Here is a 24,888-nt window from a genome sequence, read left to right on the forward strand (position 1 = left end):
TGTACGATTGTACAAATGAAATGGCCCTGTCAACAAAGAACCACTCTCGCCGGTTCCCCAGAGCAACGCCCTAAATCCATCATCCTTAAACGGTTAAGGTTGTAGTCTTCTGCCGATGCCGATCAGCGCGCGCCACATTGTCACGATCGTCACCGTTGCCCTCGCGGGCTGCGGCTTGAGCGGCTGTGGGACCATCAACGAGAAAGTCTCAGCCGGCGTCAGCGATGCCATTCCGGCCTGGGCCGGCGGGTTGCCGGCCGACGCGCCGCCGCGCCCGGGAACCGCGAAGTATGACGAGTACATGCGCGAGCGCGAGCGAAAGCGCCTAATGCCGGCTTCCGAGCGCGACAAGGAGACCAACCCGGCTCCCGCGTCCAAGGATGCGGCGCGCTAATCCATAAACACCACGGTCTTGCGGCCATTGAGGATGACGCGGTCCTCGAGATGATGGCGCATGGCACGCGCCAGCACGCGGCGTTCGATGTCGCGGCCCTTGCGCGAGAGATCTTCCGGCGTATCGCGATGGCTGATGCGCTCGACGTCCTGGTCGATGATCGGGCCCTCGTCGAGGTCGCGGGTGACGTAGTGCGCGGTGGCGCCGATCAGCTTGACGCCGCGCTCATGGGCCTGGTGATAGGGGCGCGCGCCCTTGAAGCCCGGCAGGAACGAATGGTGGATGTTGATACAGCGCCCGGACAGTTTTGCCGACATTTCGTCCGACAGGATCTGCATGTAGCGCGCCAGCACGACGAGATCGGTTTTTGTGTCCTGAACCAGTTTCCAGACGGCCTCTTCCTGCTCGCGCTTGGTTTCCTTCCTCACCGGCAAATAGTGGAACGGGATCTCGCCGAAATCGAGCGAGCTGTAAGTCTCGCGCGGATGGTTCGAAACGATTGCGGTCGGGATCATCTCGAGCTCGCCGGTGCGCCAGCGATAGAGGATGTCGACCAGGCAATGATCCGACTTCGAGACCAGCAGCATCACCCGGCGGCGATTGGCGCGGTCGCGCATCTGCCATTCCATGGCGAAGCGGTCGGCGATTGCGGTAAAGCCGGTCTGCAGTGCCTGCAGTTCGACGGCGAGATCGGCGGCGGTGAACACCACCCGCATGAAGAATTTCTTGGTCTCGATGTCGTCGAACTGCTGGGCGTCCAAAATGTTCTGACCGTTATGGGCCAGAAAGGTCGACACCGCGGAAACGATGCCGGGGCGATCCGGGCAGGACAGGGTCAGGACGAATTGGTGATCGGGCATGGCGCTGACTACAATTCAGGCAGAAGGGTGAAAACCTCGGATTTGCGCCCTGCTCTATCACCGCCGACGCGCTTGCGCCAATCCGGAAACCGGGGTCAGGATGAACAAAGCGCGAAGCAAAAGCGTTGGAGCGAGATCATGGCTGACAGATTGAACGGTTACCGCATCCTGATCCTGGAAACGCGCGAGGAAGCGCAGTTTTCCCGCCTGCTCACCGAACAGGGCGCCGACGTGCTGCAATGCCCGATGTTCACCATCCACGACGCGCCGGACCCGGCGCCGCTCGAAGCCTGGATCAGGCGGTGCATCGAGAGGCCTTTCGACGATCTGGTGCTGATGACCGGCGAAGGCCTGCGCCGGCTGATGAAGGTGGTCCGACGCATCGGCATCGAACAGGAATTCATTGCCGCACTCGGCAAGGCGCGCAAATTCGCCCGTGGCCCCAAGCCGGGCAAGGCGCTGCGCGAAATCGGGCTGGAACCGCAGATGACGACGGAGAAGCCAACCTCCGAAGGTGTCGCCGAGATGCTGTCACGCCTCGACCTCAGCGGCCATCGCCTCGGACTGCAGCTTTACCCGGACAAGGATCACAGCGTCCTGATCAGCGCGATCAAGGCGCAGGGCGCAGAGGTCGATACCGTGCTGCCTTACGTCTACGATGCGCAGGCTGCCGATGCCAACATCATCAGTGCGATCGACGAGATGGCGGCCGGCCGCATCGACGCGATCGCGCTGACCAATCTCGGCCAGATTCGTCGCCTGATCGAGGTCGCGCGTGCACGAGGTTGCGAGGACCGGTTACGCGAGGGGCTTGACCGCACGCCAATCGCTTCGGTCGGACCGGCGGTGTCGGATGAACTCAAGGCTCACGGCCTGCGCACCGACATCTATCCGGCCGAGGACGCCTTCTTCATGCGGCCGCTGATTTCGGCGATGGCAGCGGCGCTCGCGAAAAATCCGCCGCGCGCGGCTGCGGGAAGCTGACAGTTCGGACATAAGCCGGATTACCGGCAAGTGCGCACTCGATCACCCTGCAACCGGGTCGATCATCGCACTTGGTAAGGTCGCCAGCCGTGCTGTTGCCATCCGTATGCAAATCGGGGATTCGCGCCACAATAGGAAAACGTTCCATAGGCCGTAGCCTGGCACTGCTGGTAGCTCGTAAACTGACATAAGCCCGGGTAGCCGTAATCCCTGCCCTGTAAGCAGTAGGGATAATCGTAGGGATTGTTGGGTTGAGCAGATGCCGATGGCGCTGTGAACATCATGGCTGCAAACGCTGCGGCTCCAATGGACTTGCACATTTCAATTTCTCCACTTGATGCAAAACCGCTGTGAATCGAAGCATCCTCTTTGGCCGCTGAAGCGTAGCTTGGTAACCTTTCACACGCTTCCATGGCTCATGATCCCATCTATTCAGCGTTTAAGGGGCGTCAGGCCAATCGAAATACACGCGCGCGACTTGATAGCGCCGAAGTCTCCTGACGGATCGAACGACCCCGCTCAACGTCGATGGTCGCTCCGAGCCGTTTAAGCTTCGCCGTAATCGCGGCTCAGCCGCAGACTCGCACGCGGCGGACCCGCCAGCCAGGGCCGTCCCAGAAACGCTGGTTCACCCATTTGCAACTGCCAAATCTTCGTAGGGCCCGCGACTTGCTCCATAAGGGCGGGCCAATAATAGCGGCCCGGAGCCGCAACGCCCGCGGTGACGCCACGCTGTGCGCTCACGGGCGTCGCGGCGAGCGAACCATCGTAGCTACCGCGACGAAGGCGGCAAATGTTTTCTTCATTCGAAGGGCCTCCTTGGAGGATACCGCCTTCGGTCAGCGCCGGTGGACGGTCAACCCTTGGTGAAAATGCCGCGCTAGTCCACCTTGGCCCCGGCGAACTTGACGACCTTGCCCCACTTCTCGGTTTCATCAGCCACCAGCTTGCCGAAATCGGCGGGCGAGCCCGGCAGCAGAATGGCGCCGATCTCGGCAAAGCGTGCCTTCGCCTTGGGGTCGACGAGGATTTCGTTGACCGCCTTGTTCAGCCTGTCGACGATTTCCGGCGGCGTGCCCTTTGGCGCTGCGAGGCCATACCACGCGCTCGCCTCGTAGCCCGGCAGGAAATCCGCAACCAGCGGCAGATCCGGCAGCACGTCCGAGCGCGTCGTGCTGGTGACGGCAAGCCCGCGCAGCTTGCCGGATTTGACGTGCTCGGCGCAGGTCGGAAGATTGTCGAACATGACATGCATCTGGCCGGAGAGCATGTCGGTGAGCGCCGGCGCACCGCCACGGTACGGCACGTGCTGCATGTTGATGCCGGTCAGCATCTTGAACAGTTCGCCCGACATGTGGATCGTGGAGCCGTTGCCTGACGATGCCATGTTGAGTTTGCCCGGATTGGCCTTGGCATAGGCGATCAGTTCGGGAATCGACTTGATCGGCAGCGAAGGATGCACCACCACGACATTGGGAAAGCGAATGATGCCGGCGATCGGCTCCATCTCCTTCATGAAATCGAAGGGCAGCTTGTCGTAGAGCGTGGCGTTGATGGCGTTGGCCGGCGCCACCAGAAGCAGCGTGTAGCCGTCAGGGGTAGCGCGCAGCACCTGCTCGGTCGCAATATTGGTGCCGCCGCCCGGCCGGTTCTCGATGACGAAGGATTGCCCGAGCTTTTCCGACAGCCATTGCCCCATCAGGCGCGAGGTGAGGTCCGCCGAGCCGCCGGGCGTATAGCCGATCACGAGGCGAACCGGCCGCGATGGATAGGCCTGTGCGCTTGCGATGCTTGACGTAACGGGGAGCGCAGCCGCACCGGCGACGAGCTGCAAGAATTGGCGACGCTGATATTCCATCATGCTTCCTCCGACAACACACGCCGGCGGCTCTTTGCGACCGCTCGGCGCGTGCATCCTAGAGCATGATCGGGAAAATTGGATACCGATTTTCGCCAGGAAGAGGCGAAATGCTTTCGCGTTAGCGCGACTGACAGGGCTTTCGTTCGGCGAGCTAGACGCTCACCGCTGCTCGAACATAGTCGGACTATCCCGGCTTGCCGTGGTCGCTATGGCGGCGGCGGATAGCGGTCGAAGGTGGGCAGCTCGTGCGCGCGCTCCATCCAGCGAAGGCGCTCTGCGACCTGGACATGCACCATGGCCGGCACGGCGTCGGGATCGTCGTAGGTCGCACTCTGGATATCGACGAGCCCGGGCAGCACATTGGCGTTGGTGAAGAAGAGACCGGTGCCACAGTTCGCGCAAAACTGTCGCCGGCCATGCTCCGATGATTGGTAAACCTTGGGCGTTCCCTTCGTTACCTTGAGCGCGCCCTCGGCGTACATCGTCCACCCAACCATCGGCGCGCCGGCGTGACGACGGCAATCCGTGCAGTGACACAGCGCATGAACGATAGGTTTCCCCGCGATCTCGTAACGGATGCCGCCACAGTGACAGCCGCCGGTGATGTTGCTCATGTTCGCCTCCAGAATTCTGTGCGTGGACGTCGCGCGGATTAGCAAAGCCTCATCCGCCGACAATCGTCTAGCGTTGATACTGGCGGCGGATTACGCTTCGCTAATCCGCCCTACGAAGCTACGAGGTCTGTGGTTACGCCGACTTCCTGACCGCGTTGTCGACCAGCGTCTTGCCGAGCGACCAGATCGCGCCGGGCACTTTGTGGCTCGCGGCAATGACGTCGTCGAACGACTTTTCGATCCAGGTGCAATCTTCTTCCGTGATCACCAGCGGCGGCAGCAGCTTGATGGTGTGGCTGCCGTGGCCGGAGACTTGCGTCAGGATCTTGTGATCCTTGAATAGCGGTACGGTGATGAGCTGGCAGAACAGGCCTTTGTTTGCAGTCTCCAGCAGATTCCAGGAAGCCTTCAGCTTCAGCGATTTCGGCGGACCGAACTCGATGCCGATCATCAATCCCTTGCCGCGCACTTCCTTCAGCAATTCATAGCCGGGCACCATGCGGGTCAGCGCAAGGCGAAGCTCGGCGCCGCGCTTGGCGGCCTGCTCGACAAGTTTCTCCTGCTTGATCACATCGAGAGTGGCGATCCCGGCGGCCATCGCCATATCGTTCTTCGAAAAAGTCGAGCCGTGCACGACCGCGCGATCCATCTGGTTGAAGATCTTGTCGAAGATGGACTTGCGGGTCAGCAGCGCGCCGACTGGCACGTGACCGCCCGACAGCGCCTTTGCCAAGAGCACCATGTCGGGCTCGACATTCCAGTGCTCGACCGCGAGGAATTTTCCGGTGCGGCCGATACCGGTCTGGATTTCGTCGGCAATGAAGATCGTGCCGTATTTTTTGCACAGCGCGGCAGCGCCCGGCAAAAATTCATCTGAGGGCATGTTGACGCCCTTGCCCTGGATCGGCTCGACGATGAAGGCTGCGACCTGGCGCGACGACAATGCCTGCTCGAGCGCGGCGAGATCGTCGAAAGGTATCTGCGTGCATCCCGGCAGCAGCGGCTCGAAGCCGCCTCTGAAGTTCGCATCGTCCATCAGCGACAGCGCGCCGTAGGACAGGCCGTGGAAGGAATGCGAGCAGGAGACGATACCGGGACGGCCGGTCGCACCGCGCGCGAACTTGATTGCGGCTTCGACGGTCTCGGCGCCGGAATTGGCAAAGAACACCTTGTCCAGATATGGAACATGTTCGAGCAGGCGTTCCGCCAGTACGCCCGCCAGCGTCGAGACGTCGAGTTGCACCAGATTGGGAAAATCGCTGTCGAGCACGCTTTTCAGCGCCAGACGCAGCGCAGGATGATTGCGGCCAATCGCAAAAACGCCAAATCCGCTGAGTAGATCGAGATAGCGGGCCCCGTCACGATCGAACAGGTATTGTCCTTGACCCTTCTGAAAGCCCACATCGTAGCCGATGGTCTTCAGCACCCGGACGAGCTGCTCGTTCAGATGGCGCGCATGCATGGAACTGCGCTGCGCCTGCCGCTCCACAAACAGCCCGGAAACGTCTAGATATGAATCTGGCATTGGCTACATACGTCGGTTGATGGCTGTTTCGTCAACTGAAAACGCTCAATGTGGCGTTTTGACCCCGCTTGGATCATCTACTTAAACACAGGTTCGAACCATGTTGCACTGCCTAAGAACTGTCGCGCGCACAATAGTTTATTCGGGAATCATTTTAGCCACAGGTCTTAATGCGGCGCTGGCCGCCGATCCCACCGGTGACTGGAAGGTGGCCGACGGTGTTGCCAACATTCGCGTCGCCCAATGCAACGGCAACATCTGGGGCGTCGTTGCCTGGGAAAAGATGCCGGGCGGCAAGGACAAGAACAATCCGGATGCCTCAAAGCAGAGCCGGCCGACTTTGGCCATGCCGATCCTGATCGACATGAAGAAGAAGTCCGGCGTCGATGCGTGGGAGGGTGAGGTCTATAACGCCAAGGACGGACAAAGCTACAGCGCGACCATCAAGCCGGTCGGGACCGACCAGCTCGAGATTCAAGGCTGCGTGCTCGGCTTCCTCTGCGGCGGCGAGACCTGGACCCGTGTCGGTCCGCCGATCCCCTTAAGCCCCACCAATAGCATGGCCAAGGGCGCACCGAAGGGTGCATCCGGCGCAGCGCCCAAGACCGCAGCGCCAGCCGCCCCGCCGAAGACCACGGGTGCTGTAAATCCTGCGCCCGCGCCGAAGGCCGCCCCCGGTCAGAAACAGGCGGCCGCCCAGCCCGGCGATATCGGCGACATCTGCCTACTGCCCGACATCGCGCGGTTTGCCCATTAGCGCCGGCTGGAACAGCAACACTGCAGCAAGCGTGATGACAAACGACAGCGCCAGCAATTTACCCATGCTGGCGGTGCCGGGATGACTGGATAGCCACAAGCTTCCGAAAGCGGTCGCAGTCGTCAGCGCCGAGAAAAAAATCGCGCGTGTCAGGCTCGACTGCAGCAGATTATTTCTGCCCTCGCGCCAGGCCACGACGTAATAGATCTTGAAGGCGACGCCGACCCCGAGCAGCAGCGGCAATGCTACGATGTTGGCGAAGTTGAGCGGCAGTTCGATCAGCACGCAGAGCTCCAGCGTCACCGCGCCGGCCACCAATAGCGGCACCATCGTCATCAGCACGTCGGTGACGCGCCGTAGCGTCAGCCACAACAACAGGCTGATCACCACCAGCGCCCAGATGCCGGCGTGAATGAACGCCTTCACAATGGTGTCGCCGGATTTGAGGATCGACACCGGTCCGCCGATCGCGTTCGGCTCGGCAGCCAGCACCGCATCGGCAAAGCGGCGTAAATTGTCGTTGTCGTTGGGATCGCCTTTCGGCAGCGCCTCGACGCGGATCAGCCCGTCCTTGGACTTCCAGCTATTCAACAGTTCCGGCGGCAGCGTCTTCAGCGTCACCGGCCCGGCTTGCATGGTGTTCCTGAGCTGGTCGAACACGATCTTGAGCGGGGCGACGAAGATGTCCTGGGCCTTGTCGCGCGTCGCCTGGTCGCTTCCGGCAAGCTTGGACAACGCATCCGCCAGCCTTCGCGAGGCAACCGCGCCCGGCCCCTTGCCGTCGCCCGCGGCCCTGCGCAAGCTGTCGACCGAACTCTTCAGCGCCTCTACATTCTCCTCATCGGTGGGCGCCGCGTCGACCGAGTCGGGATTGAGCGCGGGGCCGACGACCTTCGCTGCCTTTCCGATCAACTGGAGCTTGGCTGGCTGGTCTTCGGGCACGAAGCTGTCGATCGACATCACGCGAAGAACTTCCGGCAACTTCTCCAGCCGCGCCTCGATCTTCTTCGCTTCGGCTTCGGAATTGGTCAGCACGTTGATGGCGTTGGCGCCGGTGTTGGGATCCTTGCGCAGGTCGAGGAAGGTCGCGATCGATTCGGCCTTCGGATTGCGCAGGTTGATCGGGTTGAAGTCGAACTTCATGAAGTAGAGCAGCGGCAGGCCCGCCACCACGAGCAGCAGCGTTCCGGCGACGATGATGACGCGGTGCCGTTCGAGGAACTCGTCGACCGGCGCCAGAAACGCGTAACCGACAGGCTCGCTTTCTCCGGGCGGGTGAAGCAGCTTCAGCAGGGCTGGCAGCACCGTGATGCTCGAGATGAACGCGATCAGCATGCCGGCGCCGGCAATCTTGCCGAGTTCGGAAATGCCCTTGTAGTCGGTGGGCAGGAAACAAAGAAAGCCGGCAGCGGTCGCCATCGCGGCAAGCGACAGCGGCACCGACGAACGTCGGGCCGCGCTCTCCAGCGCCAGGGCCAGATCTTCGTTCTTGAAACGCTCGGAACGGTAGCGGACGCTGAATTGAATGCCGAAATCGACGCCGAGACCGACGAACAGCACGGCAAAGGCGATCGACAGCAAGTTCAGCGATCCCACCATCATCAGGCCGACCGCGGTCGTCAGCGCCAGGCCGATGAACAGGTTCACGAACACCGCGAAAATGATCTTCGCGGAGTGCAGCGCCATCCAGAGAATGACGAGGACGATAAGCACCGTTGCGACGCCGTTGACGATCGCGCCATCCTGCACGGTCGAATATTCCTCGTTGGCGATCGGAACCGGGCCGGTCAGCCGGACGCGGGCGCTGTACTCGCCCGCGAAATTGAGGTCGGTCGCGGCCTGTCGGATCGCGTCGGTCGCGTCCCTGCCGGGTTCGAGCGCATTGTAATCGAGCTTCGGCTTGAATTCGATGAAGGCGCGGCGGTCGGCATCGATCAAAGGCTTGTCGCTGACGAGTTCGCGCCAGGAGAACGTCGCCGTCCCCTTGCTCAGGATATCCTCGACCGTCTGGCTGATCAGGTTGAAGGGGCGCTCGGTATTGTCGAGCTTGACCTGCCCGCGCTTGACGCCGGCAAGTCCGGTTTCCAGCGCGCCGGTCAGGCCGCGGATCGAAGGATCGCCGGCCATGATCTCGATCAGGGGCGCTGCGGCTTCGAGCTGGCCGGCGACCTTGCCGACTTCTTCCACCGGCAGGAACAACAGCCCGTTCTTTTCGAAGAACTCGCCGGAACCCAGCGGCTGCACCGATTCGAAATGTTTGGTGTCGCCGGACAGCTTCGTGGCCAGCGCCTTGGAAGCCGCACTGGCGAGTTCCGGGGTCGGCGCCTCGACGACAGCCAGAATCAGCTTTTCACGGTCGAAGGCGTGCTCGAACTGGTTGTCGCGTTTGCGCCAATCGAGATCGGGCGAAATCAGCGTATTGATGTCGGTGTTGATGGCGAAATGCCGGGCGGCATAGTAGGCGCCCCCGACCGCCAGAAGCAGGGAGACGATGACGACGAGAGTGGCAAACCGCGTACAGGCTCTGACAACGGCGACAACAATACTGGTCAGCACTTCGTTTCTTTCTAAATCTAAAGGAGAGAGCTGGGCGAAAACGCCCCGCTGTCTAGCGGAGTTCCCGCAGCCGATCTAATGTTGTTTTGGTTACTTCCCCGAGGGTTCAAGCGAAGTCGCCACAACAGACCGGAACGGGCGTTCGGGCGCCGGTATAGCCGGTCCGGGTGGGCGATAAAGTGACGAACCGGTGAGGAACAATCGGCCACTCAAGTGCGTTTGTCGGTATCTAGATACCCAACAATCAGTAACCATTGCGCGATCCACCTTTTCCATCCGCACAATTTTTGACACATAGTCCTGCGCTTCCATGTGCCTAGTATGGGGATTACCTATGGGAACCGGCCATGGTGCGGATATTGCAAATATCCGGAGTGTGATCGGCTGCACGGAGGCCTTCGGGTGAATTTGCGAATTCGGTACTTGGTGCAACTTGCGTAATGGACATCCCATGGAAGTGTATCTAGCGCAGCCCCGCGGATTTTGTGCGGGCGTCGTGCGTGCCATCGAAATCGTTGAGCGTGCGCTCGAGAAATACGGCCCGCCGGTCTATGTCCGGCACGAGATCGTGCACAACAAATACGTGGTCGAGAGCCTGAAGGCCAAGGGCGCGATCTTCGTCGAGGACCTGTCGGAAGTGCCGCCGCTTGCGGTGACCGTGTTCAGCGCCCATGGCGTGGCCCGCAGCGTCGAGGAAGAGGCCGCCGCCCGCGGTCTTCCGGTCCTCAATGCCACCTGCCCGCTGGTCACCAAGGTCCATAATCAGGGTAAACGGTATATGTCCAAGGGCCGCACCCTGGTCCTGATCGGCCATGCCGGCCATCCCGAGGTCGAGGGCACCATGGGCCAGGTTCCGGGCCCGGTTCTCCTGGTCCAGAACGTCGACGACGTGGCGGCCCTGCCGCTGCCGACCGATGCCCCGGTGGCCTATATCACCCAGACCACCCTCAGCGTGGACGACACAAAGGACATAATTGCCGCCCTTCAGGCCAAATTTACAGATATTCAAGGCCCCGACATCCGGGATATCTGCTATGCGACACAGAACCGCCAATCTGCGGTAAGGGACCTGAGTAAGCTGGTCGACGTCATCTTGGTGGTGGGGGCCGCCAATAGTTCCAACTCAAACAGGCTACGCGAAATCGGCACCGAGGTCGGCGTCGCGAGTTATCTCATTGCTGACGGGAGCGAGCTGAACCCTGATTGGCTGAAGGATGCAAAGGCTGTCGGCATTACGGCGGGCGCATCGGCGCCCGAAGTTTTGGTCGACGACGTGATCGAGGCTTTGAGGCGTATCGGACCCGTCACGGTCTCGGTGCTGCCCGGCCGGGAGGAAAACATCGAGTTCCGGCTTCCGGCCGAACTGACTGCGGGTTGATCCACTTCAAGATTTACAGGTCCAGAAAGAAAATCTCCAAAATGGCAATACCGTTCTTCAAGGAAATGCGTATCGGCGGCTATCTGATGAAGCAAAAGCTGCTTGGCCGAAAGCGCTATCCGCTCGTACTGATGCTGGAGCCGTTGTTCCGCTGCAACCTCGCCTGCGTAGGCTGCGGCAAGATCGACTACCCCGACGCGATCCTCAACCGCCGCATGACTGCGCAGGAATGCTGGGATGCGGCCGACGAATGCGGCGCGCCGATGGTGGCAATCCCCGGCGGCGAGCCGCTGATCCACAAGGAGATCGGCGAGATCGTGCGCGGCCTCGTGGCGCGCAAGAAGTTCGTCTCGCTCTGCACCAACGCACTGCTTCTGGAAAAGAAGCTCGATCTGTTCGAGCCCTCGCCGTACTTGTTCTTCTCGGTGCATCTCGACGGCCTCAAGGACCACCACGACAAGGCGGTATCCCAGAAGGGCGTGTTCGACCGCGCGGTTTCCGCCATCAAGGCCGCGAAAGCGCGAGGCTTCACTGTCAACGTCAACGCGACCATCTTCGACGGCCATGCCGCCGAGGACATCGCGAAGTTCCTGGACTTCACCACCGAACTCGGTGTCGGCGTCTCGATGTCGCCGGGCTACGCCTATGAGCGCGCCCCGGACCAGGAGCACTTCCTCAACCGCACCAAGACCAAAAAACTGTTCCGCGACGTCTTTGCGCTCGGCAAGGGCAAGAAGTGGAATTTTATGCATTCCGGCCTGTTCCTCGACTTCCTGGCCGGCAACCAGTCCTACGAATGCACGCCCTGGGGCATGCCGGCGCGCAACATCTTCGGCTGGCAGAAGCCCTGCTATCTGCTTGGCGAAGGCTATACCAAGACTTTCAAGGAGCTGATGGAGACCACGGACTGGGATTCCTACGGCACCGGCCGTTACGAGAAGTGCGCCGACTGCATGGCGCATTGCGGCTACGAGCCGACCGCGGCCAACGCGGCGTTCGCCAACCCGCTCAAGGCGATGTGGGTCGCGCTGCGGGGCGTCCGCACCTCGGGTCCGATGGCGCCCGAGATCGACCTCTCCAACCAGCGCCCGGCGCAGTACATCTTCTCCGAACAGGTTCAGAAGAAGCTGTCGGAAATCCGCCGCGACGAGGCGGCTACCGCCGCCGCCAAGCAACAGGCGAAGGCCCCCACCGCCGCCTGAGCGGAACGAAGCAAAGATTTGGGGCCCCGGTACAGGTGAACCGGGGCCTTTTTTGCGTTCGCGAACCTTCAGGGGAGCACTGCGGGTTTCGTCCGTCGCGGGGCCTAACGGGATCGCGATCCGGATAGCTCCGATTCCTCCCGACGAGTCCGCAGCAGATTCTCGATCTCTGCCGCGCGCAGCGAACTGAGCGTGCCACGCTCGATCCCGAGCGGGACATTCCGGAGTGCCAGTTCGCGGTACAATGCGCCCGAGGAAGGAAACCGCTCGTCCAACGCTTCGAGGTGCTTGAGGATCGTTCCGACATCGCCACGCGCCACGCACCCGCCCATGCCGTTCGCCAAACCGCCGTCCCGAACGGCCGCGACCGTCCCACGCAGCAGCGGCATCATGGCACGCAGCGCGTCGGCCTCACTGGCGCCAAAACTCTTCCAGAGGTCGACCCCTTCCTTGAGCAGAGCAATCAGGAACGGACCGACATAGTAAGCCGAGGCGTGATAAAGCGCCCGAACGCCGGGCGGCAGCGCCAGCGGTTCGCAACCGATGCTGGTCGCGAGCATTTCCAGTTCGCGCCTGAAATCGGGTTCTGCCTCGATGCCGACGGTGCATCCGCGCAGCCCCTTGAGCGCGACGTCGGGATTTGCAAACATCTGCATCGGATGAAATCCGCCGGTAACGGCCCCAGCGGATTTCGCGTGATCCAACGCTGTCAGTTCGGTCGCTCCGCTGCAATGGACGACGCGGTGACGCGTCTCCCAGCGCAGATCGCGGCACACCGGCAGGATCGCGTCGTCGCTCACCGCCAGGAAGACCATATCGCAATTGTCCACGACCTGCTGCGCATGCGTCATCGGCCGCGCTGACGGTACGCGGAATCCCAAGCGCCGTGCCGCATCGAGGCCGCGGTTGTGGAATGCGGTGACGCGGAGGCCCGCGCGGTCAAACGCCGGCGCTAGCGTTTGCGCCACACGACCGGCGCCGATGAAGCCTATTCTCAACGCCGCGAGCGCCGCACTCATTGCGCATAGCTCCCGTCGATGCGGTCGAGCCTTCGCAGCAGCGCCGGCCATTCCAGCAGGCCGTAGCCGGCTTGCAGATTTTTTTGCGCAGCTTCATTCAACGTCGGATTGGTATCACGCTCATTTTCCAGCGTGATCTCGGTGCCCGCGAAGCAGGTCACGGTGTTGTTGATCGCCGGTTCGGTCGGCGCGTGAAGCGGCTGGCCGCAGCCGAGCGCGTCGACCTGTATCCGGCAAGCCTGCTCCAGCCAATAGATGGCATTGAACGCCTGCGGAATCGTATTGCCGCAGACCAGCAGGCCATGGTTGCGCAGAACCAATACGTTGTTTCGGCCGAGATCGGCGACAACCCGGTCGCATTCGTTCCGATCGATCGCCGGTCCCTCGAAGTCGTGGTAGCCGATCCGCCCGTGAAACCGCATCGCAGTCTGGGACAGCGGAAGCAACCCTCCGGCAAGCGCGCTGACGGCCGTGCCTGCCCGGGTGTGGGTATGGAGAACGCACTTCACGTCGGGCCGGGCCCGGTGAATCGGGGCATGCAGGTAGAAACCTGCCACGTTGACACTGTAGCCATGATCGGGCTGCAGCAAGGTCCGGCCCTCAATATCGATCTTGACGAGACTCGATGCGGTGATTTCCTCGTACAGCATCCCATACGGATTGATCAGGTACTGGTCGTCATGCCCCGGCACCTGCGCACTGATGTGATTGTAGATCAGGTCGGTCATTCCGTAGAGCGCCACCAGTCGATAGCACGCCGCGAGATCAACCCGGGTCGCCCACTCCGCCTCGCCCACAGCGGCCCGGATGTCGTTGACGGAGCGAATTTCGGTTTGACGCATATTACTCGCCGCAACCGCGGCCCCCTCTAGTGGCGGATGACCGCGGCACGCTCCACGATCCGACCAAGGCCTTCCGACGATGGAAGCGCACCGAATACATGCACCCCATCCATGCCCAGCCGTGATTTCACGAACAGATCGGCGGCATCTGCATCGCCATGCTGCAGCATCTCGGCAGCCTGCAACGCATGCGCCATGCGCGTGACCAGGGCCCTCGCATGCCCGTCATCCGGATATTGCGCACGCAATCGATCGGCCAGATCTTCCGTGCTGTTGTCATAAATCCGGTTGAGGCCCCTGCTCGCCCGCAATTCGTCGACAAAGGCGTCCCGACAACCGGTATCCCGCTGTATGGCTCGCAGAACGTCCATGCACATCATGTTCGAGGTGCCTTCCCAGATCGAATTCAGCGGCGCCTCGCGGTAAAGGCGCGCCATCGCATTCTCCATGATGAAGCCGTTGCCGCCATGCACCTGCAGGCACTCGTAGCTGAACGACGGCGCGCGTTGACAATTCCAGAACTTCACCACGGGCGTCGCGACACGCGCCAGGAGCCGATCGTGTTCGCTGGCCTGCAGGCCGTCGGTTGCACGCGCGACCCGGAATGCGCCGAGCATCGCCGCCTCGCTCTCGAGAGCGAGGTCGGCTAGCACATTGCGTTGCATGGGGAGCTCGGACATCGGCCTGCCGAACGCAGTTCGCGTTTGCGCGTGGCTCAACGCCAGGCTCAAGGCCTGCCGCATCAGTCCGGCGGAGCCTACCGCGAAATCCAGCCTGGTCAGATGAGCATGCGAAAGGATTTCCCTGATGCCGCGTCCTTCTTCGCCGACAAGGATCGACCACGTGTCGTGGTACTCGATCTCGCATGAAGCGTTCGAGCGGTTGCCACACTTGTCCTTCAAGCGCAAAATGAAGAAGCGGTTGGCGCTGCCATCGGGCAGCAGGCGCGGCACGAACAGACAGCTTACGCCGGATTCGGTTCGCGCCAGTGTGTAGAACCCGTCAGCTACCGGCACTGAAAAAAACCACTTGTGGCCAGTGATCGAATAGATTTCGCCATGGGCGCCGCGTTCGACGAAACGTGCGGTCGTCTGGGTTTCACGCAGATCGGAGCCGCCCTGCTTCTCAGTCATCGCATAGCCGATGACGGCCGCACGCTTGGCGTCGATGGGGAGGCGCCGCGGATCATAGTCCGCCACCAGCGTTCGCTCCCGCCACGTCGCAAATTGCGGCTTGCCGGAAAATCCGGCGATTGCGGCGTAAGCCATCCCGGTCGGGCAACCGACGCCGTTCTCGATCTGATTCCAGAGATAGCTCAGCGCCGCGCGCGCGAAATGTCCGTTTGGTTCGCTCGTCGACCACGCCAGGCTATGGACCTCGCTCTGGAACGCCAGCGCCATCAATTGATGCCAGGCCGGATGAAACTCGACCCAATCATTCCGGTTGCCGTACCGGTCATGGGTCAGCAGCTTCGGTTGGTGTTCGTTGGCTAGTCGCGCAGCCTCCTGCACGGTTTCGCAGCCGGCGTGAGCTCCGAGTGCAGAAAGCTTGTCCTTCGTCCACGGCGCAATCTTCGCGACCAGTCCGCTTAACGCCCGATCGCCGTCGAATGCGTTGAAACCGAGGGGTGGCCGCGCTTGATTGCGGACTTCGTGGGTGGCAAACGGGCTCGCCTGCGCTTCCGCGATGGCAACCGGCTGGGCAAGCGCATTCATGCGGAAGCTTTCGATACGAGTTTCAATTCGGGCGTGGCGCGCTGAAACAGCATGCGCGCGGAAAGCCCCGCGATCTCTTGTGCGATCACCCTTGCCGCTTCGGAATCGGGCGCCGCTTCCGGCGCCAGAGGACCGACCAGGGCCTCCATGAAAGCGCCGGTCACGCACGATGCAGCGACGTTCGCATCGATCTGAATGAATTCGCCGCTCGCGATGCCACGCCGAACAAGCCGGGCGACTTGATCGGCCAGGGCCGCCCGGTATTTCAGGCGCGCCGCATCGATCTCCGGTTCGCACGGTTCGGCGATCAGCGCGTAGGCCAGACGGCGGCCGCGCATTGCCCGGATCGCAAAGGTGTAAATCGCGTCCACCAAACACTGGGACGCAGACCCTTCGGCCTCGGCGATCGCGGCGACCACGGCCACCTCGCGCTCGGAAACCAGCCCAAGCACTTGCGCGTACAGGTCCGCCTTCGAATCGAAATAGCGGTACACGCTGCCCGTCGCCACTCCCGCCCGTGCGGCGATGAGGGCGATCTGGGCATCCTTCCACCCGCTCAGCGCCACGGCGTCCCGTGCGGCATCCAGAATCCGCGCTTTGGTTTCAATGAGTTGATTGAGGCGGACAGCGGCGATTGCCATAATGAACCTTAATTCATGAATAGAGGATCATTATTCATTCTCAATTCAATGGCGGTTTTTGTCAAGCGCCGACCCGGCCCCGAGGTCAGCCTAACGGCGCCAGTCAGTTCGGCATGAGGGTTACCCGATTGTACAGGCCGTGCGTCGTTCGGCGGCGTGCACGCTTGATGTAGCGGATCCACCTAATTTTAGGGCCCCGGTTCGAGCGACCCGGAGCCCTTTATCTGATTTGACGCCTTCTGAAGTCCAACACCCCGGGCGGATCAGATCTCCGCGGTGGCGAGGCTCTCGCCGTGCAAAAAGCCGCGGCAGCCGCGCAGCGAGCGCAGCGCGCGGTTGAAATCGAGCCCCGTGGAGACCAGCGCGCGCAGCGTGGCGGGATTGCGCACTACCCCGCGCAGCACCTTGCCGAGGTCGATATCGCCGTTCGGCTTGATGGCGCTCTTGGCAAGCGCCGGAAGCGCCCTTGTGGCCGGATCGGAGATGACCCGCAGCGCCGCGAACGGAAGCCCCGCCTCGGCCGCATAGGCCGCCGCGATGTGGCTCTCCATATCGACCGCTGCCGCCCCGGTCTCCGAATGCAGCGCGGCCTTGCAGGCGGTCGCCGCGATCACTTGTTCCACACCCGAAAGAATGCCACGTACCACGCGCCGGCGGCGCAGCGCAGCGCGGGTAATCATTTCCTCGTTCAGCGCCAAGCCTGCCAGAAACCGGGTATCGCCGGCCAGAACCTCGGTTGCAACCACCACATCGCCTGATTTCAGCGACGGATCGAGCCCGCCGGCGACGCCGAACGAGATCACACCCCTGAAAGTGGTAGGATCCAGCGTTGCCAGCAGCGCGCGCAATTGCTGCGGATCGCTGGAACTGCAGATAACGATCATGCCGGGCCCGGCCGCAATACGGGCTTCCTGCACCAATCCTGTAACGATCAAAACCGGCCGCGGATCATTCGAATTGCGATCAACCGAACTGTCCACGATCGCGGCGGCCCCCGCCCCCCAAGTCACATCCCGACCCCTACCACCCTGCTGTTGGTGCTTCTCAAATTCCGATACCGCGCCAGCGCCCAGAGCGGAAAGAACTTCGAGTAGCCATGATACCGCAAGTAAAACACTCGCGGGAAGCCCGTAGCCGTGTAGCGCGCCTCGTCCCAGAGTCCTTTCTCCGTCTGTGTGGCTTTTAGGTACTCCACGCCCCGTACGACAGCCGGATGTTCCACCTCGCCGGCCGCCATCAGGCCAAGCAAGGCCCATGCCGTTTGCGAGGAGGTCGATGGCGCCTGCTCATATCCCTTGTAATCGAGTCGGTAACTGACCGCATCCTCGCCCCAGCCGCCATCCCGGTTCTGGATCGAAACCAGCCAGTCCGCCGCCTTCCGAATCATGGGATCCTGATGGTCCACGCCGGCGGCATTGAGCGCACACAGCACCGACCAGGTTCCGTAGATGTAGTTCAGCCCCCAGCGGCCGTACCAGGAGCCTTCCGCGAGCTGGGTGCGGCGCAAATAGGCAATCCCGTCCGCGACCGCCTTGCTGGTCTGCGCGGTCTCGCCGAGCTGAGCCAGCATCGAGATGCAGCGCGCGGTGACGTCCTCGGTCGGCGGATCGAGCAGCGCACCGTGATCGGAGAACGGGATGTTGTTGAGGTAATATTCAAGGTTGTTGACGTCGAAGGCGGCCCAGCCGCCATCACGGCTCTGCAGGCCCTCGATCCACTCGCGGCCGCGCGCAATCGCCTGATCGTATTCCTTGCTGCCGGTCTGTCGGCGCGCCCGGTCCATCGCCATCACGACCACCGCGGTGTCGTCGAGATCGGGATAATGGTCGTTGTTGTACTGGAATGCCCAGCCGCCGGGACGAACGTCGGGCGCCTTCGCCGCCCAGTCGCCCTTGAGGTCGAGCACCTGCCGCGGCTTCAGCCAGTCGAGACCCTGCTTCATCTTCTTGAGCGTGTCCTCGCCGCCCGCTTCCGCCAACGCGTGGCAGGTCAGCGCTGTGTCCCACACCGGCGAGACGCAGGGCTGGCAATAGGCCTCGTGCTCGCCGATCACGAGCAACTTGTCGATGCCCTTGCGGGTGACCGCACGCGGCGGATAATCCGGTCCCTTGCCGAGCGCGTCGTACATCATGACGATGTTGGCCATCGGCGGATAGATCGCACCCATGCCGTCTTCGCCGTTGAGCCGCTCCTCGGTAAACGCGAGCGCGGCGTCGATCGCGCGCTGGCGCAGCTTTTTCGGAAACAACGGTTCGACCACGCGCAGGATCTTGTCCAGCGCGCTGAACAGCGTGAACCAGCCCCAGCTTTGATGCGGCGCCTTCGTGTTCATCCCGACCGACTTGGGATCCTGCAGAAACAGCTCGTCGATGCCGACGCCCTTGGGATTCTTCGCCAGCGGCTTCAACGCTGCCATCACCATCAGCGGCACGATCGTGGTGCGCGCCCAATAGGAAATCTTGTTGAGATGGAACGGCGACCACATCGGCAACAGCATGATCTCGACCGGCAGCACCGGCACCGCGCGCCAAGTCAATACACCGTAGAACGCCAGCAGAAACCGCGTGAAAACGTTGACGCGGGCAGCACCGCCGCGGGAGCGGATCGCCTCGCGCGCGCGCACCATATGCGGCGCATCGACGGAATCGCCAATCATCTTCAGCGCGAAGTAGGATTTGACGCTGGCGCTCATGTCGAACGGGCCATCCTGCACCAGCGGCCACCCGCCATGATTGCCTTGGGTGCGACGTAGATAGTTCGCGATCTTGGCTTCGAGCTCATTGTCGATGGGCTCGGCGAGATAGTGGCGCAGCAGGATGTATTCGGCAGGGATGGTGCTGTCGGCTTCCAGCTCGAATACCCAGTGTCCGTCGGATTGGCGGTAACCGAACAGCGCCTCGGTCGCGGAAGCGATGCTCTTCTCCAGCGCAACGGGGTCGACGGTGTTTGTTTTGTCGATGGCAAGCATTTCGCTATACATCCCTATATTCGCGACGGGCTCTGTGAGGCCGGTCACGCAACTCGTCCTCAGGCTTAACGCCTCGCCAGGACCAGATCGGCGGCGCGATCGCCTGACCGCACCGATCCCTCGATGGTTGCCGGTAATCCGGTATCAGTCCAGTCGCCGGCGAGAAACAGGTTTTTGAACGATGTCACCGCACCCGGCCGCAGTGCGTTCTGCTCCGGCGTAGCCTCAAAAGTCGCACGGCGTTCGCGCACGATCTGCCAGGGCGGCAGCGGCAATTCGCCCGGCAGGCCGGCGGCTTTGCAGACATCCCGCCAAATCGCCAGCGCGAGTTCTTCGCGCGGCATGTCGACGAGCCGGTCGCCATTGCTGATGGTGACCGACAACCGCTGCGGGAATGCGAACAGCCACTCCACCAGCCCGCCGACGACGCCGAGAATCGGCGGCGCATCCTTGGGCGGGTCGAAGCGGAAATGCGCGTTGACAATCGCCCGGAATTTCGACGGCGTCTTCAATCCGGGCAGCAGCGCCGCCGCAGGGCGCGGCGGCACGGCGAGTACCACGACGTCGTCGGAGCCGAGCGCGATGGTGTCGCCAACGAATTTCAGCTCGCCGACATGGCTCCCCTTCATCACGAGTTCGCGCAGCTCATGGCCGAGTTGGATCGAGGCGCCCCTGTCCTGCAAAAGCTTGATCGCCGGCTCGACCAGCACAGCGCTGAGGCCATCGCGCGCGATCAGCGGCCGGCAGGCCTGCCCGCCCGCCAGCAACGTTTCCCGCACGATCGCGCCGGCCAGGCCCGCCGAACCCTCCGGCGGATCGACATTGAGCGCGGCCAACAGCAGCGGCTGCACCAGCCGCTGGTACAGCGTGCCCTTGCAGCGGATCGCATTGCCGACCAGTTTATCGGTCCCTGCCCAGATCAGCGGCATCAATGCGAGGTAATCGAACAGCTTCGTATCAGGGACGCGGCGAGCCTCGTCGAACACCCACAACGGCAACTTGCCGTCGCCAAGGTCGAGTTGCCAGCGCTGGCCGGTTGAGATGTCGATAAAGGGAAACTGCGCAGCCTTTGGCCCGACCAGCCCTGCCTCGGTGCCGATCGATTTGGCGTAGGCCAGCGCATGACGGTTGCCGGACAACAGCAAATGATTGCCGTTGTCGATGGTGAGGTTGGTGGCCGCATCGAAATAGGACCGGCAACGGCCGCCGGTCTGCTGCGTGGCCTCGTGGACATGCACCAGGTAATTGGCGTTGGCGAGCCGCACGGCCGCTGAAAGGCCGGAAATGCCGGCGCCGATGATATGAACGTTTTTCTGCATCAGATGATCGCGTATCGGAGAAGGATGGCGATCTTCGCCCATTTGTGGACGCGGACCGGCTCGCGCGGAGCGGCAAAGCCCCGGGCCAGCAGCAAGTCCAGGATCGCGCGGTAATATTTCGACATGATCCGCGGCGCGCGCACCACGCGCCGCGAATTGCGCTTCATGATTTCGTCGGCTTTCTCGAAATGCTTTTTCGCGCGCTCGGCCAGCGGCAGACATACTTTCGGCAATGCGCGATCGACGATCACCCGCTGCGGATCGTCGGTCGTGATGCCGGCAAGCAGCAGCCCCTCGCGTGGCAGATAGAGGCGACCGAGGCCGGCGTCTTCATCGATGTCGCGCAGGATATTGGTCAATTGCAGCGCGCGCCCAAGATGGTGGGCGAGCAGGATGCCGTCTTCCTCAGGCAGGCCGAACACGCGCACCGACAGTCGCCCGACGGCGCTGGCGACGCGGTCGCAATAGAGATCGAGGGTGGCAAGATCCGGCGCCCGGATGTCTTGCGGCACGTCCATCTCCATGCCGTCGACGACGGCCAGAAAGTCCTCGCGCTTGAGACCGAAGGTCTTGACCGACGCGGCGTAGTCCTGCAGGCGCGGCGGTGGGTGACCCCGGTACAGCGCATCGATATCGTCGCGCCATTGCTGGAGCGCGGCCAGCCGCTCGGGCCGCGGGCCATCGGAATCGGCGATGTCGTCGACCTGGCGGCAGAAGCTGTAGATCTGGAACATCGCCTCGCGCTGGTCGCGCGGCAGGATGCGCATCGCAGCATAGAACGAGCTGCCGGATGCGGTGGCACCGTAATCTGCGTTGGCCGCCGCCGGATGCAACGTCATGCGCCGGCCGCCGGATTTGCCTGGGGACGGCGTCCGATCGCGCGGCGGGTGATCTCGCCGGCGATGCCGCCGATGGTATGGCCGAGCAACTCCAGCTTGCTCAAATGCACGCGCTCGCTCAGCGGATCGCGCACTTTCAGCATGCCGACGATCTTGTCGGCAAACGCCTGGATCACGGCAATATCGAGCCCGAGCCGGAAATCCTTTACCGCGGCACTCAACGACTTGCTTTCATTGAGAAGAGTTTCAGTCCGCACCGCGAGCGCATGGAGACATTGCAACAGCGCCGGTTGCGATTTCGCCTCACCCAGCATCTCGACGGTGGCCCCGCTTGCTGCCAACGCATCGCGCGGCAGGTAGACGCGGTTGAGGTTTTTGTAGTCCTTGCCGCAGTCCTGCAAATGGTTGTTGATCTGCAATCCCGCGCACAGCGCGTCGGAAGCGGCCCAGGTCGCAGTGCTCTCGCCATGAACGTCGAGCATGAAACGGCCGACCGGCATGGCAGAATAGCGGCAATAATGAATGACGTCGTCCCAGTTTTCGTAGCGTAGCTTATTTACGTCCATCCGGAACGCGACCAGCACGTCGAGCGCGTGGCGCGGCGCCATCGCGCGCTCGGCCAAGGCACGGCGCAGATTGACGGCCTCCGCTTGCGTGTCGCCCTTGCCGAGCAGCTCGGCTTCGAGCAGATCGAGATAGCGCAGCTTATCTTCCGCGCTAAGGGTCGCGTGGTCGGCGATGTCGTCGGCAGTCCTGACGAAATTGTAGAATGCGAGGATCAGCGCCCTGTGACGCGGATGAATGATCCACGACGCGACAGGAAAATTCTCGTCGCGGTCGGTCTTTCCGGATCGCAGGTCGCTCGCGGTGGTCATCAAGAACTGGCTACATCAATCGGGATTGGCGGCATGCGCCGGTGCCCGGCGCATGCGAGAAGATCGCGAGCCCCATATAGGGGAATACGCCGCCAAAACCAATGCTATATGGTCTGATCAACCCCGCCCGTGACGCGCGTCATAGAGCCGAAAAAACGGCTTTTTCCGCGAGGGTTAACGGACGCGGTGCGCCTTATTGGCCGTTGTTCTTGAGAACCTGGTTGCAGGCCGCGCTGATCTTGGGCCGATTTTCCTTGAGGCACGCCAGGATCGTGAGATCGCCCTGATCGATGACCGGGCGGCAGAATTTCTGCACGTCGCGCGTACAGGCCTTCTGCTCCTCCGCCGTTCCGCTGCGCTGTGGTTGCTGGGCGAAGGCGATACTCGACGAGATCGACAACAAGGTGAGGGCCAGGAGAGATTTACGCATCGTATTCCTTCATTTCGGCAGCATGAAATCCCGTTCCCGATTTGCGTTTCGGCATCGCCGGGGCGGATTTTGTTTGGATGGCAGGTGCCGCGTAACGCAGCAACGCGCACAGGACAAGCATGGCAAATACGGCTAAATTTACGGTGCTCCCAGCACGGTAAATAACCGGCTGATATCTAACGTGTATTTCTGCCACACTTTCTCGGAAATTGGTTCTTGCAGACGGTCTTGGGCGAAGCTAGATGCTGCGCCGACGGAGCTGATGGAGCGCTTTGATTCCTCTCGGTCGCTTGCGCGTTTCTTCTGCCACGACCGCCGGAAACAGCATACGGTCATTTGAACCTAACATACTGCGGGAACACTAAATCTTCGATGCGGCGAGACCTATCTTTGCGAAGAACGTCTATTTGAGGGGAAGACTCACGATGAAACTGTTTGGTTCCAGCTTGCTCCGTCAGGCTCTTGCAGTGGCCGGCGTCGGCGCCGCGCTGATGTTGTCGGTCGCTCAAAGCCATGCGCAAGCGGGCGGCCCGTTTGCCGGCTTTGATGGAAACTGGAGCGGCACAGGCACGGTCGCGCTGTCCAACGGCACCACCGAGAACATCCGCTGCAAGGCCGACTACAAGGTCAACGCCAACGGGCTTGGCCTGAAGCAAAACCTGCACTGCGCCAGCGACAGCTACAAGTTCGATCTATCGAGCGATGTTACCAGCCAGGGTGAACGGATTTCGGGCAACTGGAGCGAAAAGAGCCGAAACATCTTCGGCAATTTGCAGGGCACCGCCGGCGGCGGCCAGATCGACGTGTTTGTCGAAGCATCGGGATTTGCAGCCAACCTGAATCTGCGCACCACCGGCAACAAGCAGAGCGTGCAGATCGACTCCAAGGGCGAGATCCGCGGCGTCAAGATCACGATGACCAGGACCTGATTCGGTTCTTCAAAGCAGTAGCGCCAATGGCGGCTTCCCCCGGGTGCCGCCATTTTTATTTTCGGCAGCTCAGCGGAATTGCCACGCCCAATACGCATCACCGCGGTCGCGGCGTTCCGTCACCTCGACGCGCATGAAGCGATCATGCGCGAGCGCGGCGCCCACCCACAATTCGTTCCAGGCATCGAACACTTGAGGCGACAGCGCTTCACGTTCCGCCATCAGGCGCCACGAAGTCTGGCGCACGGTTGCGCCCGTACCTTCGACTTGCAGTTCCGCATCGTCGTCCTGCCCCCGCGCAAGCCGGACGAAGGCCTTGGCGAAACCCACCGCCCCCGCCTCCACGCCACCCAGCAGCGCAGCGACGTCGTCGAAGGTGTGCATCCCGACGAGCCGCGCCGCGGCGCCGGCGAGATGGCCGCCCTCCTCCGGTCCGAGCACGGCAATCGTCTCCGGAACGATCGAGGTGATGTACTCCATCGCATAATTGCGAAGCACCTTCTGCAGCCGTTCCTCCGGCCATGTGTTCTCCGGCAGGCGCGGCGCGAGCTCGGCACGGAACGGCGGACAGCGTTCGCCCGGCGAAAACTGCAGTCGCTCCTCGGGCGCGAGATCGTGATTCCATTCCTTGTAGTAACCTTCGAGCCCCGGCTGACCGTCGACGGTCTGACCCGTGCAGACAAAGCCGAGCCTGGGATTGCCGAGCACGACGCCGTTATTGGCATGCCATCCGCGCAACATCGCCCGCGAGACTTCCGAGGGGATTCCGCAAATGGCCGTGCCGGACCAGATCCAGCGCGGCGGCGGATAGCGCACCCAGGCCTTGGTGTCGCTCTCGCGGACATATTCGACCTTTACGCCGCCGACCTGGTTCGACAGATAGTGATACTGGGCGCACGCGACCGCATGCGGAAGCTGGTCGAGGCCGAGCTTCTTCAATCCGGGAAGGAAGCGCGCCAGTTGCTGGCGCCGGAAGGTGCGAAATACCACCTCGGCCGCGCGCGGCGCGCCGGCCCGCGACGCCAGCATCAGGATCAGCCCGGTGAGATAGGAATGATAGATGTGTTCGACCGCGCGGTAGGCGACAGCGTCGGCCGCAGGGCGAGCGGCTAATCCTGCAGACGTCATTCCTCAGCCCCTCTGCGGCTGCCGTTGGCCGGCAACCCCTGTTGTTCAGCAG

General features: G+C 62.2%; 23 protein-coding genes. 6 read left to right on the forward strand and 17 right to left on the reverse strand.

Going from position 1 to position 24,888, the window contains the following annotated elements:
• Window positions 1-115: 115 nt before the first annotated feature.
• Window positions 116-394, forward strand: a complete 279-nt coding sequence (locus tag LMTR3_RS06525; protein ID WP_057848049.1) for a hypothetical protein — start codon at window positions 116-118, stop codon at window positions 392-394.
• Here LMTR3_RS06525 and purU read toward each other — a convergent pair.
• Window positions 391-1,254 carry a formyltetrahydrofolate deformylase gene (gene purU / locus LMTR3_RS06530; protein ID WP_065744265.1) on the reverse strand — a complete coding sequence of 288 codons (864 nt, stop codon included), beginning with the start codon at window positions 1,252-1,254 and terminating at the stop codon, window positions 391-393. The two genes, LMTR3_RS06525 and purU, sit on opposite strands and share 4 nt — an antisense overlap.
• 138 nt (window positions 1,255-1,392) lie before the next feature.
• Between purU and LMTR3_RS06535 the strand changes: the two genes are divergently transcribed.
• Window positions 1,393-2,238: a uroporphyrinogen-III synthase gene (locus LMTR3_RS06535; RefSeq protein ID WP_065744266.1), complete on the forward strand. Its 846-nt coding sequence runs from the start codon at window positions 1,393-1,395 to the stop codon at window positions 2,236-2,238.
• A gap of 62 nt (window positions 2,239-2,300) precedes the next feature.
• Here LMTR3_RS06535 and LMTR3_RS36090 read toward each other — a convergent pair whose 3' ends face one another.
• The 4 genes from LMTR3_RS36090 to hpnO all read right to left on the reverse strand — a co-directional run bounded on the left by LMTR3_RS36090 (window position 2,301) and on the right by hpnO (window position 6,238).
• A complete protein-coding gene (locus tag LMTR3_RS36090; RefSeq protein WP_349643791.1) occupies window positions 2,301-2,651 on the reverse strand; it encodes a DUF3551 domain-containing protein in 351 nt (116 codons plus the stop codon).
• Between the two features lie 467 nt (window positions 2,652-3,118).
• Entirely contained in the window at window positions 3,119-4,096 is a 978-nt protein-coding gene (locus tag LMTR3_RS06540; RefSeq protein WP_084029454.1) for a tripartite tricarboxylate transporter substrate binding protein, read from the reverse strand.
• Window positions 4,097-4,305: 209 nt separating this feature from the next.
• Window positions 4,306-4,713 carry a GFA family protein gene (locus tag LMTR3_RS06545; RefSeq protein ID WP_065744267.1) on the reverse strand — a complete coding sequence of 136 codons (408 nt, stop codon included), beginning with the start codon at window positions 4,711-4,713 and terminating at the stop codon, window positions 4,306-4,308.
• Between the two features lie 133 nt (window positions 4,714-4,846).
• The gene (hpnO, locus tag LMTR3_RS06550; RefSeq protein ID WP_065744268.1) at window positions 4,847-6,238 is read right to left on the reverse strand and encodes an aminobacteriohopanetriol synthase HpnO; all 1,392 of its coding nucleotides are present in this window, start codon (window positions 6,236-6,238) and stop codon (window positions 4,847-4,849) included.
• A gap of 100 nt (window positions 6,239-6,338) precedes the next feature.
• Between hpnO and LMTR3_RS06555 the strand changes: the two genes are divergently transcribed.
• Window positions 6,339-6,995: a DUF2147 domain-containing protein gene (locus LMTR3_RS06555; RefSeq protein ID WP_065744269.1), complete on the forward strand. Its 657-nt coding sequence runs from the start codon at window positions 6,339-6,341 to the stop codon at window positions 6,993-6,995.
• Here the strand turns inward: LMTR3_RS06555 and hpnN are convergent.
• Complete coding sequence (hpnN, locus tag LMTR3_RS06560; RefSeq protein WP_065744270.1) at window positions 6,963-9,551, reverse strand: hopanoid transporter HpnN; 2,589 nt, start codon at window positions 9,549-9,551, stop codon at window positions 6,963-6,965. The two genes, LMTR3_RS06555 and hpnN, sit on opposite strands and share 33 nt — an antisense overlap.
• A gap of 451 nt (window positions 9,552-10,002) precedes the next feature.
• Between hpnN and ispH the strand changes: the two genes are divergently transcribed.
• Together ispH and hpnH are read left to right on the forward strand one after the other, a co-directional pair.
• On the forward strand, window positions 10,003-10,929 hold the full coding sequence (ispH, locus tag LMTR3_RS06565; RefSeq protein WP_057848041.1) for a 4-hydroxy-3-methylbut-2-enyl diphosphate reductase: 927 nt from the start codon (window positions 10,003-10,005) through the stop codon (window positions 10,927-10,929).
• Window positions 10,930-10,970: 41 nt separating this feature from the next.
• On the forward strand, window positions 10,971-12,131 hold the full coding sequence (gene hpnH / locus LMTR3_RS06570; RefSeq protein WP_065744271.1) for an adenosyl-hopene transferase HpnH: 1,161 nt from the start codon (window positions 10,971-10,973) through the stop codon (window positions 12,129-12,131).
• A 104-nt stretch (window positions 12,132-12,235) separates the two neighbouring features.
• Here hpnH and LMTR3_RS06575 read toward each other — a convergent pair whose 3' ends face one another.
• The 10 genes from LMTR3_RS06575 to LMTR3_RS06620 form a co-directional block, all read right to left on the reverse strand.
• On the reverse strand, window positions 12,236-13,150 hold the full coding sequence (locus LMTR3_RS06575) for a Rossmann-like and DUF2520 domain-containing protein (RefSeq protein WP_065744272.1): 915 nt from the start codon (window positions 13,148-13,150) through the stop codon (window positions 12,236-12,238).
• A complete protein-coding gene (locus LMTR3_RS06580) occupies window positions 13,147-13,992 on the reverse strand; it encodes a class II aldolase/adducin family protein (RefSeq protein WP_065744273.1) in 846 nt (281 codons plus the stop codon). The genes LMTR3_RS06575 and LMTR3_RS06580 overlap by 4 nt, the downstream gene beginning before the upstream one ends.
• A gap of 26 nt (window positions 13,993-14,018) precedes the next feature.
• Window positions 14,019-15,707 carry an acyl-CoA dehydrogenase family protein gene (locus LMTR3_RS06585; protein ID WP_065744274.1) on the reverse strand — a complete coding sequence of 563 codons (1,689 nt, stop codon included), beginning with the start codon at window positions 15,705-15,707 and terminating at the stop codon, window positions 14,019-14,021.
• On the reverse strand, window positions 15,704-16,348 hold the full coding sequence (locus LMTR3_RS06590; RefSeq protein WP_065744275.1) for a TetR/AcrR family transcriptional regulator: 645 nt from the start codon (window positions 16,346-16,348) through the stop codon (window positions 15,704-15,706). Before LMTR3_RS06590 ends, LMTR3_RS06585 begins: the two co-directional genes overlap by 4 nt.
• Before the next feature lie 263 nt (window positions 16,349-16,611).
• Window positions 16,612-17,328 (reverse strand): phosphorylase, encoded by a 717-nt coding sequence (locus LMTR3_RS06595; protein WP_245319787.1) that lies wholly within the window; start codon window positions 17,326-17,328, stop codon window positions 16,612-16,614.
• A gap of 26 nt (window positions 17,329-17,354) precedes the next feature.
• Window positions 17,355-19,316: a squalene--hopene cyclase gene (gene shc, locus LMTR3_RS06600; protein WP_065744333.1), complete on the reverse strand. Its 1,962-nt coding sequence runs from the start codon at window positions 19,314-19,316 to the stop codon at window positions 17,355-17,357.
• A gap of 65 nt (window positions 19,317-19,381) precedes the next feature.
• Window positions 19,382-20,635 (reverse strand): hydroxysqualene dehydroxylase HpnE, encoded by a 1,254-nt coding sequence (gene hpnE, locus LMTR3_RS06605; RefSeq protein ID WP_065744276.1) that lies wholly within the window; start codon window positions 20,633-20,635, stop codon window positions 19,382-19,384.
• On the reverse strand, window positions 20,635-21,474 hold the full coding sequence (hpnD, locus tag LMTR3_RS06610) for a presqualene diphosphate synthase HpnD (protein WP_065744277.1): 840 nt from the start codon (window positions 21,472-21,474) through the stop codon (window positions 20,635-20,637). The genes hpnE and hpnD overlap by 1 nt, the downstream gene beginning before the upstream one ends.
• Window positions 21,471-22,349, reverse strand: a complete 879-nt coding sequence (gene hpnC / locus LMTR3_RS06615; RefSeq protein WP_065744278.1) for a squalene synthase HpnC — start codon at window positions 22,347-22,349, stop codon at window positions 21,471-21,473. The genes hpnD and hpnC overlap by 4 nt, the downstream gene beginning before the upstream one ends.
• A 193-nt stretch (window positions 22,350-22,542) precedes the next feature.
• On the reverse strand, window positions 22,543-22,779 hold the full coding sequence (locus LMTR3_RS06620) for a hypothetical protein (protein WP_065744279.1): 237 nt from the start codon (window positions 22,777-22,779) through the stop codon (window positions 22,543-22,545).
• 425 nt (window positions 22,780-23,204) lie between these two features.
• On the opposite strand from LMTR3_RS06620, the gene LMTR3_RS06625 reads away from it, so the two are divergent.
• Window positions 23,205-23,708, forward strand: coding sequence for a hypothetical protein (locus LMTR3_RS06625; protein ID WP_065744280.1), 504 nt, complete (start codon window positions 23,205-23,207; stop codon window positions 23,706-23,708).
• 69 nt (window positions 23,709-23,777) lie between these two features.
• Here the strand turns inward: LMTR3_RS06625 and LMTR3_RS06630 are convergent, their stop codons facing one another.
• Window positions 23,778-24,836 carry a hypothetical protein gene (locus LMTR3_RS06630; RefSeq protein ID WP_065744281.1) on the reverse strand — a complete coding sequence of 353 codons (1,059 nt, stop codon included), beginning with the start codon at window positions 24,834-24,836 and terminating at the stop codon, window positions 23,778-23,780.
• Window positions 24,837-24,888 lie beyond the last annotated feature (52 nt).

The organism is Bradyrhizobium sp. LMTR 3 (assembly GCF_001693485.1).
Lineage (GTDB): Bacteria > Pseudomonadota > Alphaproteobacteria > Rhizobiales > Xanthobacteraceae > Bradyrhizobium.

Coding starts and splice junctions, on each gene's coding strand:
- LMTR3_RS06525 (WP_057848049.1), top strand. CDS start 116: ATGCCGATCAGCGCGCGCCACATTGTCACGATCGTCACCGTTGCCCTC.
- purU (WP_065744265.1), bottom strand. CDS start 1,254: ATGCCCGATCACCAATTCGTCCTGACCCTGTCCTGCCCGGATCGCCCC.
- LMTR3_RS06535 (WP_065744266.1), top strand. CDS start 1,393: ATGGCTGACAGATTGAACGGTTACCGCATCCTGATCCTGGAAACGCGC.
- LMTR3_RS36090 (WP_349643791.1), bottom strand. CDS start 2,651: ATGGAAGCGTGTGAAAGGTTACCAAGCTACGCTTCAGCGGCCAAAGAG.
- LMTR3_RS06540 (WP_084029454.1), bottom strand. CDS start 4,096: ATGGAATATCAGCGTCGCCAATTCTTGCAGCTCGTCGCCGGTGCGGCT.
- LMTR3_RS06545 (WP_065744267.1), bottom strand. CDS start 4,713: ATGAGCAACATCACCGGCGGCTGTCACTGTGGCGGCATCCGTTACGAG.
- hpnO (WP_065744268.1), bottom strand. CDS start 6,238: ATGCCAGATTCATATCTAGACGTTTCCGGGCTGTTTGTGGAGCGGCAG.
- LMTR3_RS06555 (WP_065744269.1), top strand. CDS start 6,339: ATGTTGCACTGCCTAAGAACTGTCGCGCGCACAATAGTTTATTCGGGA.
- ispH (WP_057848041.1), top strand. CDS start 10,003: ATGGAAGTGTATCTAGCGCAGCCCCGCGGATTTTGTGCGGGCGTCGTG.
- hpnH (WP_065744271.1), top strand. CDS start 10,971: ATGGCAATACCGTTCTTCAAGGAAATGCGTATCGGCGGCTATCTGATG.
- LMTR3_RS06575 (WP_065744272.1), bottom strand. CDS start 13,150: ATGAGTGCGGCGCTCGCGGCGTTGAGAATAGGCTTCATCGGCGCCGGT.
- LMTR3_RS06580 (WP_065744273.1), bottom strand. CDS start 13,992: ATGCGTCAAACCGAAATTCGCTCCGTCAACGACATCCGGGCCGCTGTG.
- LMTR3_RS06585 (WP_065744274.1), bottom strand. CDS start 15,707: ATGAATGCGCTTGCCCAGCCGGTTGCCATCGCGGAAGCGCAGGCGAGC.
- LMTR3_RS06590 (WP_065744275.1), bottom strand. CDS start 16,348: ATGGCAATCGCCGCTGTCCGCCTCAATCAACTCATTGAAACCAAAGCG.
- shc (WP_065744333.1), bottom strand. CDS start 19,316: ATGCTTGCCATCGACAAAACAAACACCGTCGACCCCGTTGCGCTGGAG.
- hpnE (WP_065744276.1), bottom strand. CDS start 20,635: ATGCAGAAAAACGTTCATATCATCGGCGCCGGCATTTCCGGCCTTTCA.
- hpnD (WP_065744277.1), bottom strand. CDS start 21,474: ATGACGTTGCATCCGGCGGCGGCCAACGCAGATTACGGTGCCACCGCA.
- hpnC (WP_065744278.1), bottom strand. CDS start 22,349: ATGACCACCGCGAGCGACCTGCGATCCGGAAAGACCGACCGCGACGAG.
- LMTR3_RS06620 (WP_065744279.1), bottom strand. CDS start 22,779: ATGCGTAAATCTCTCCTGGCCCTCACCTTGTTGTCGATCTCGTCGAGT.
- LMTR3_RS06625 (WP_065744280.1), top strand. CDS start 23,205: ATGAAACTGTTTGGTTCCAGCTTGCTCCGTCAGGCTCTTGCAGTGGCC.
- LMTR3_RS06630 (WP_065744281.1), bottom strand. CDS start 24,836: ATGACGTCTGCAGGATTAGCCGCTCGCCCTGCGGCCGACGCTGTCGCC.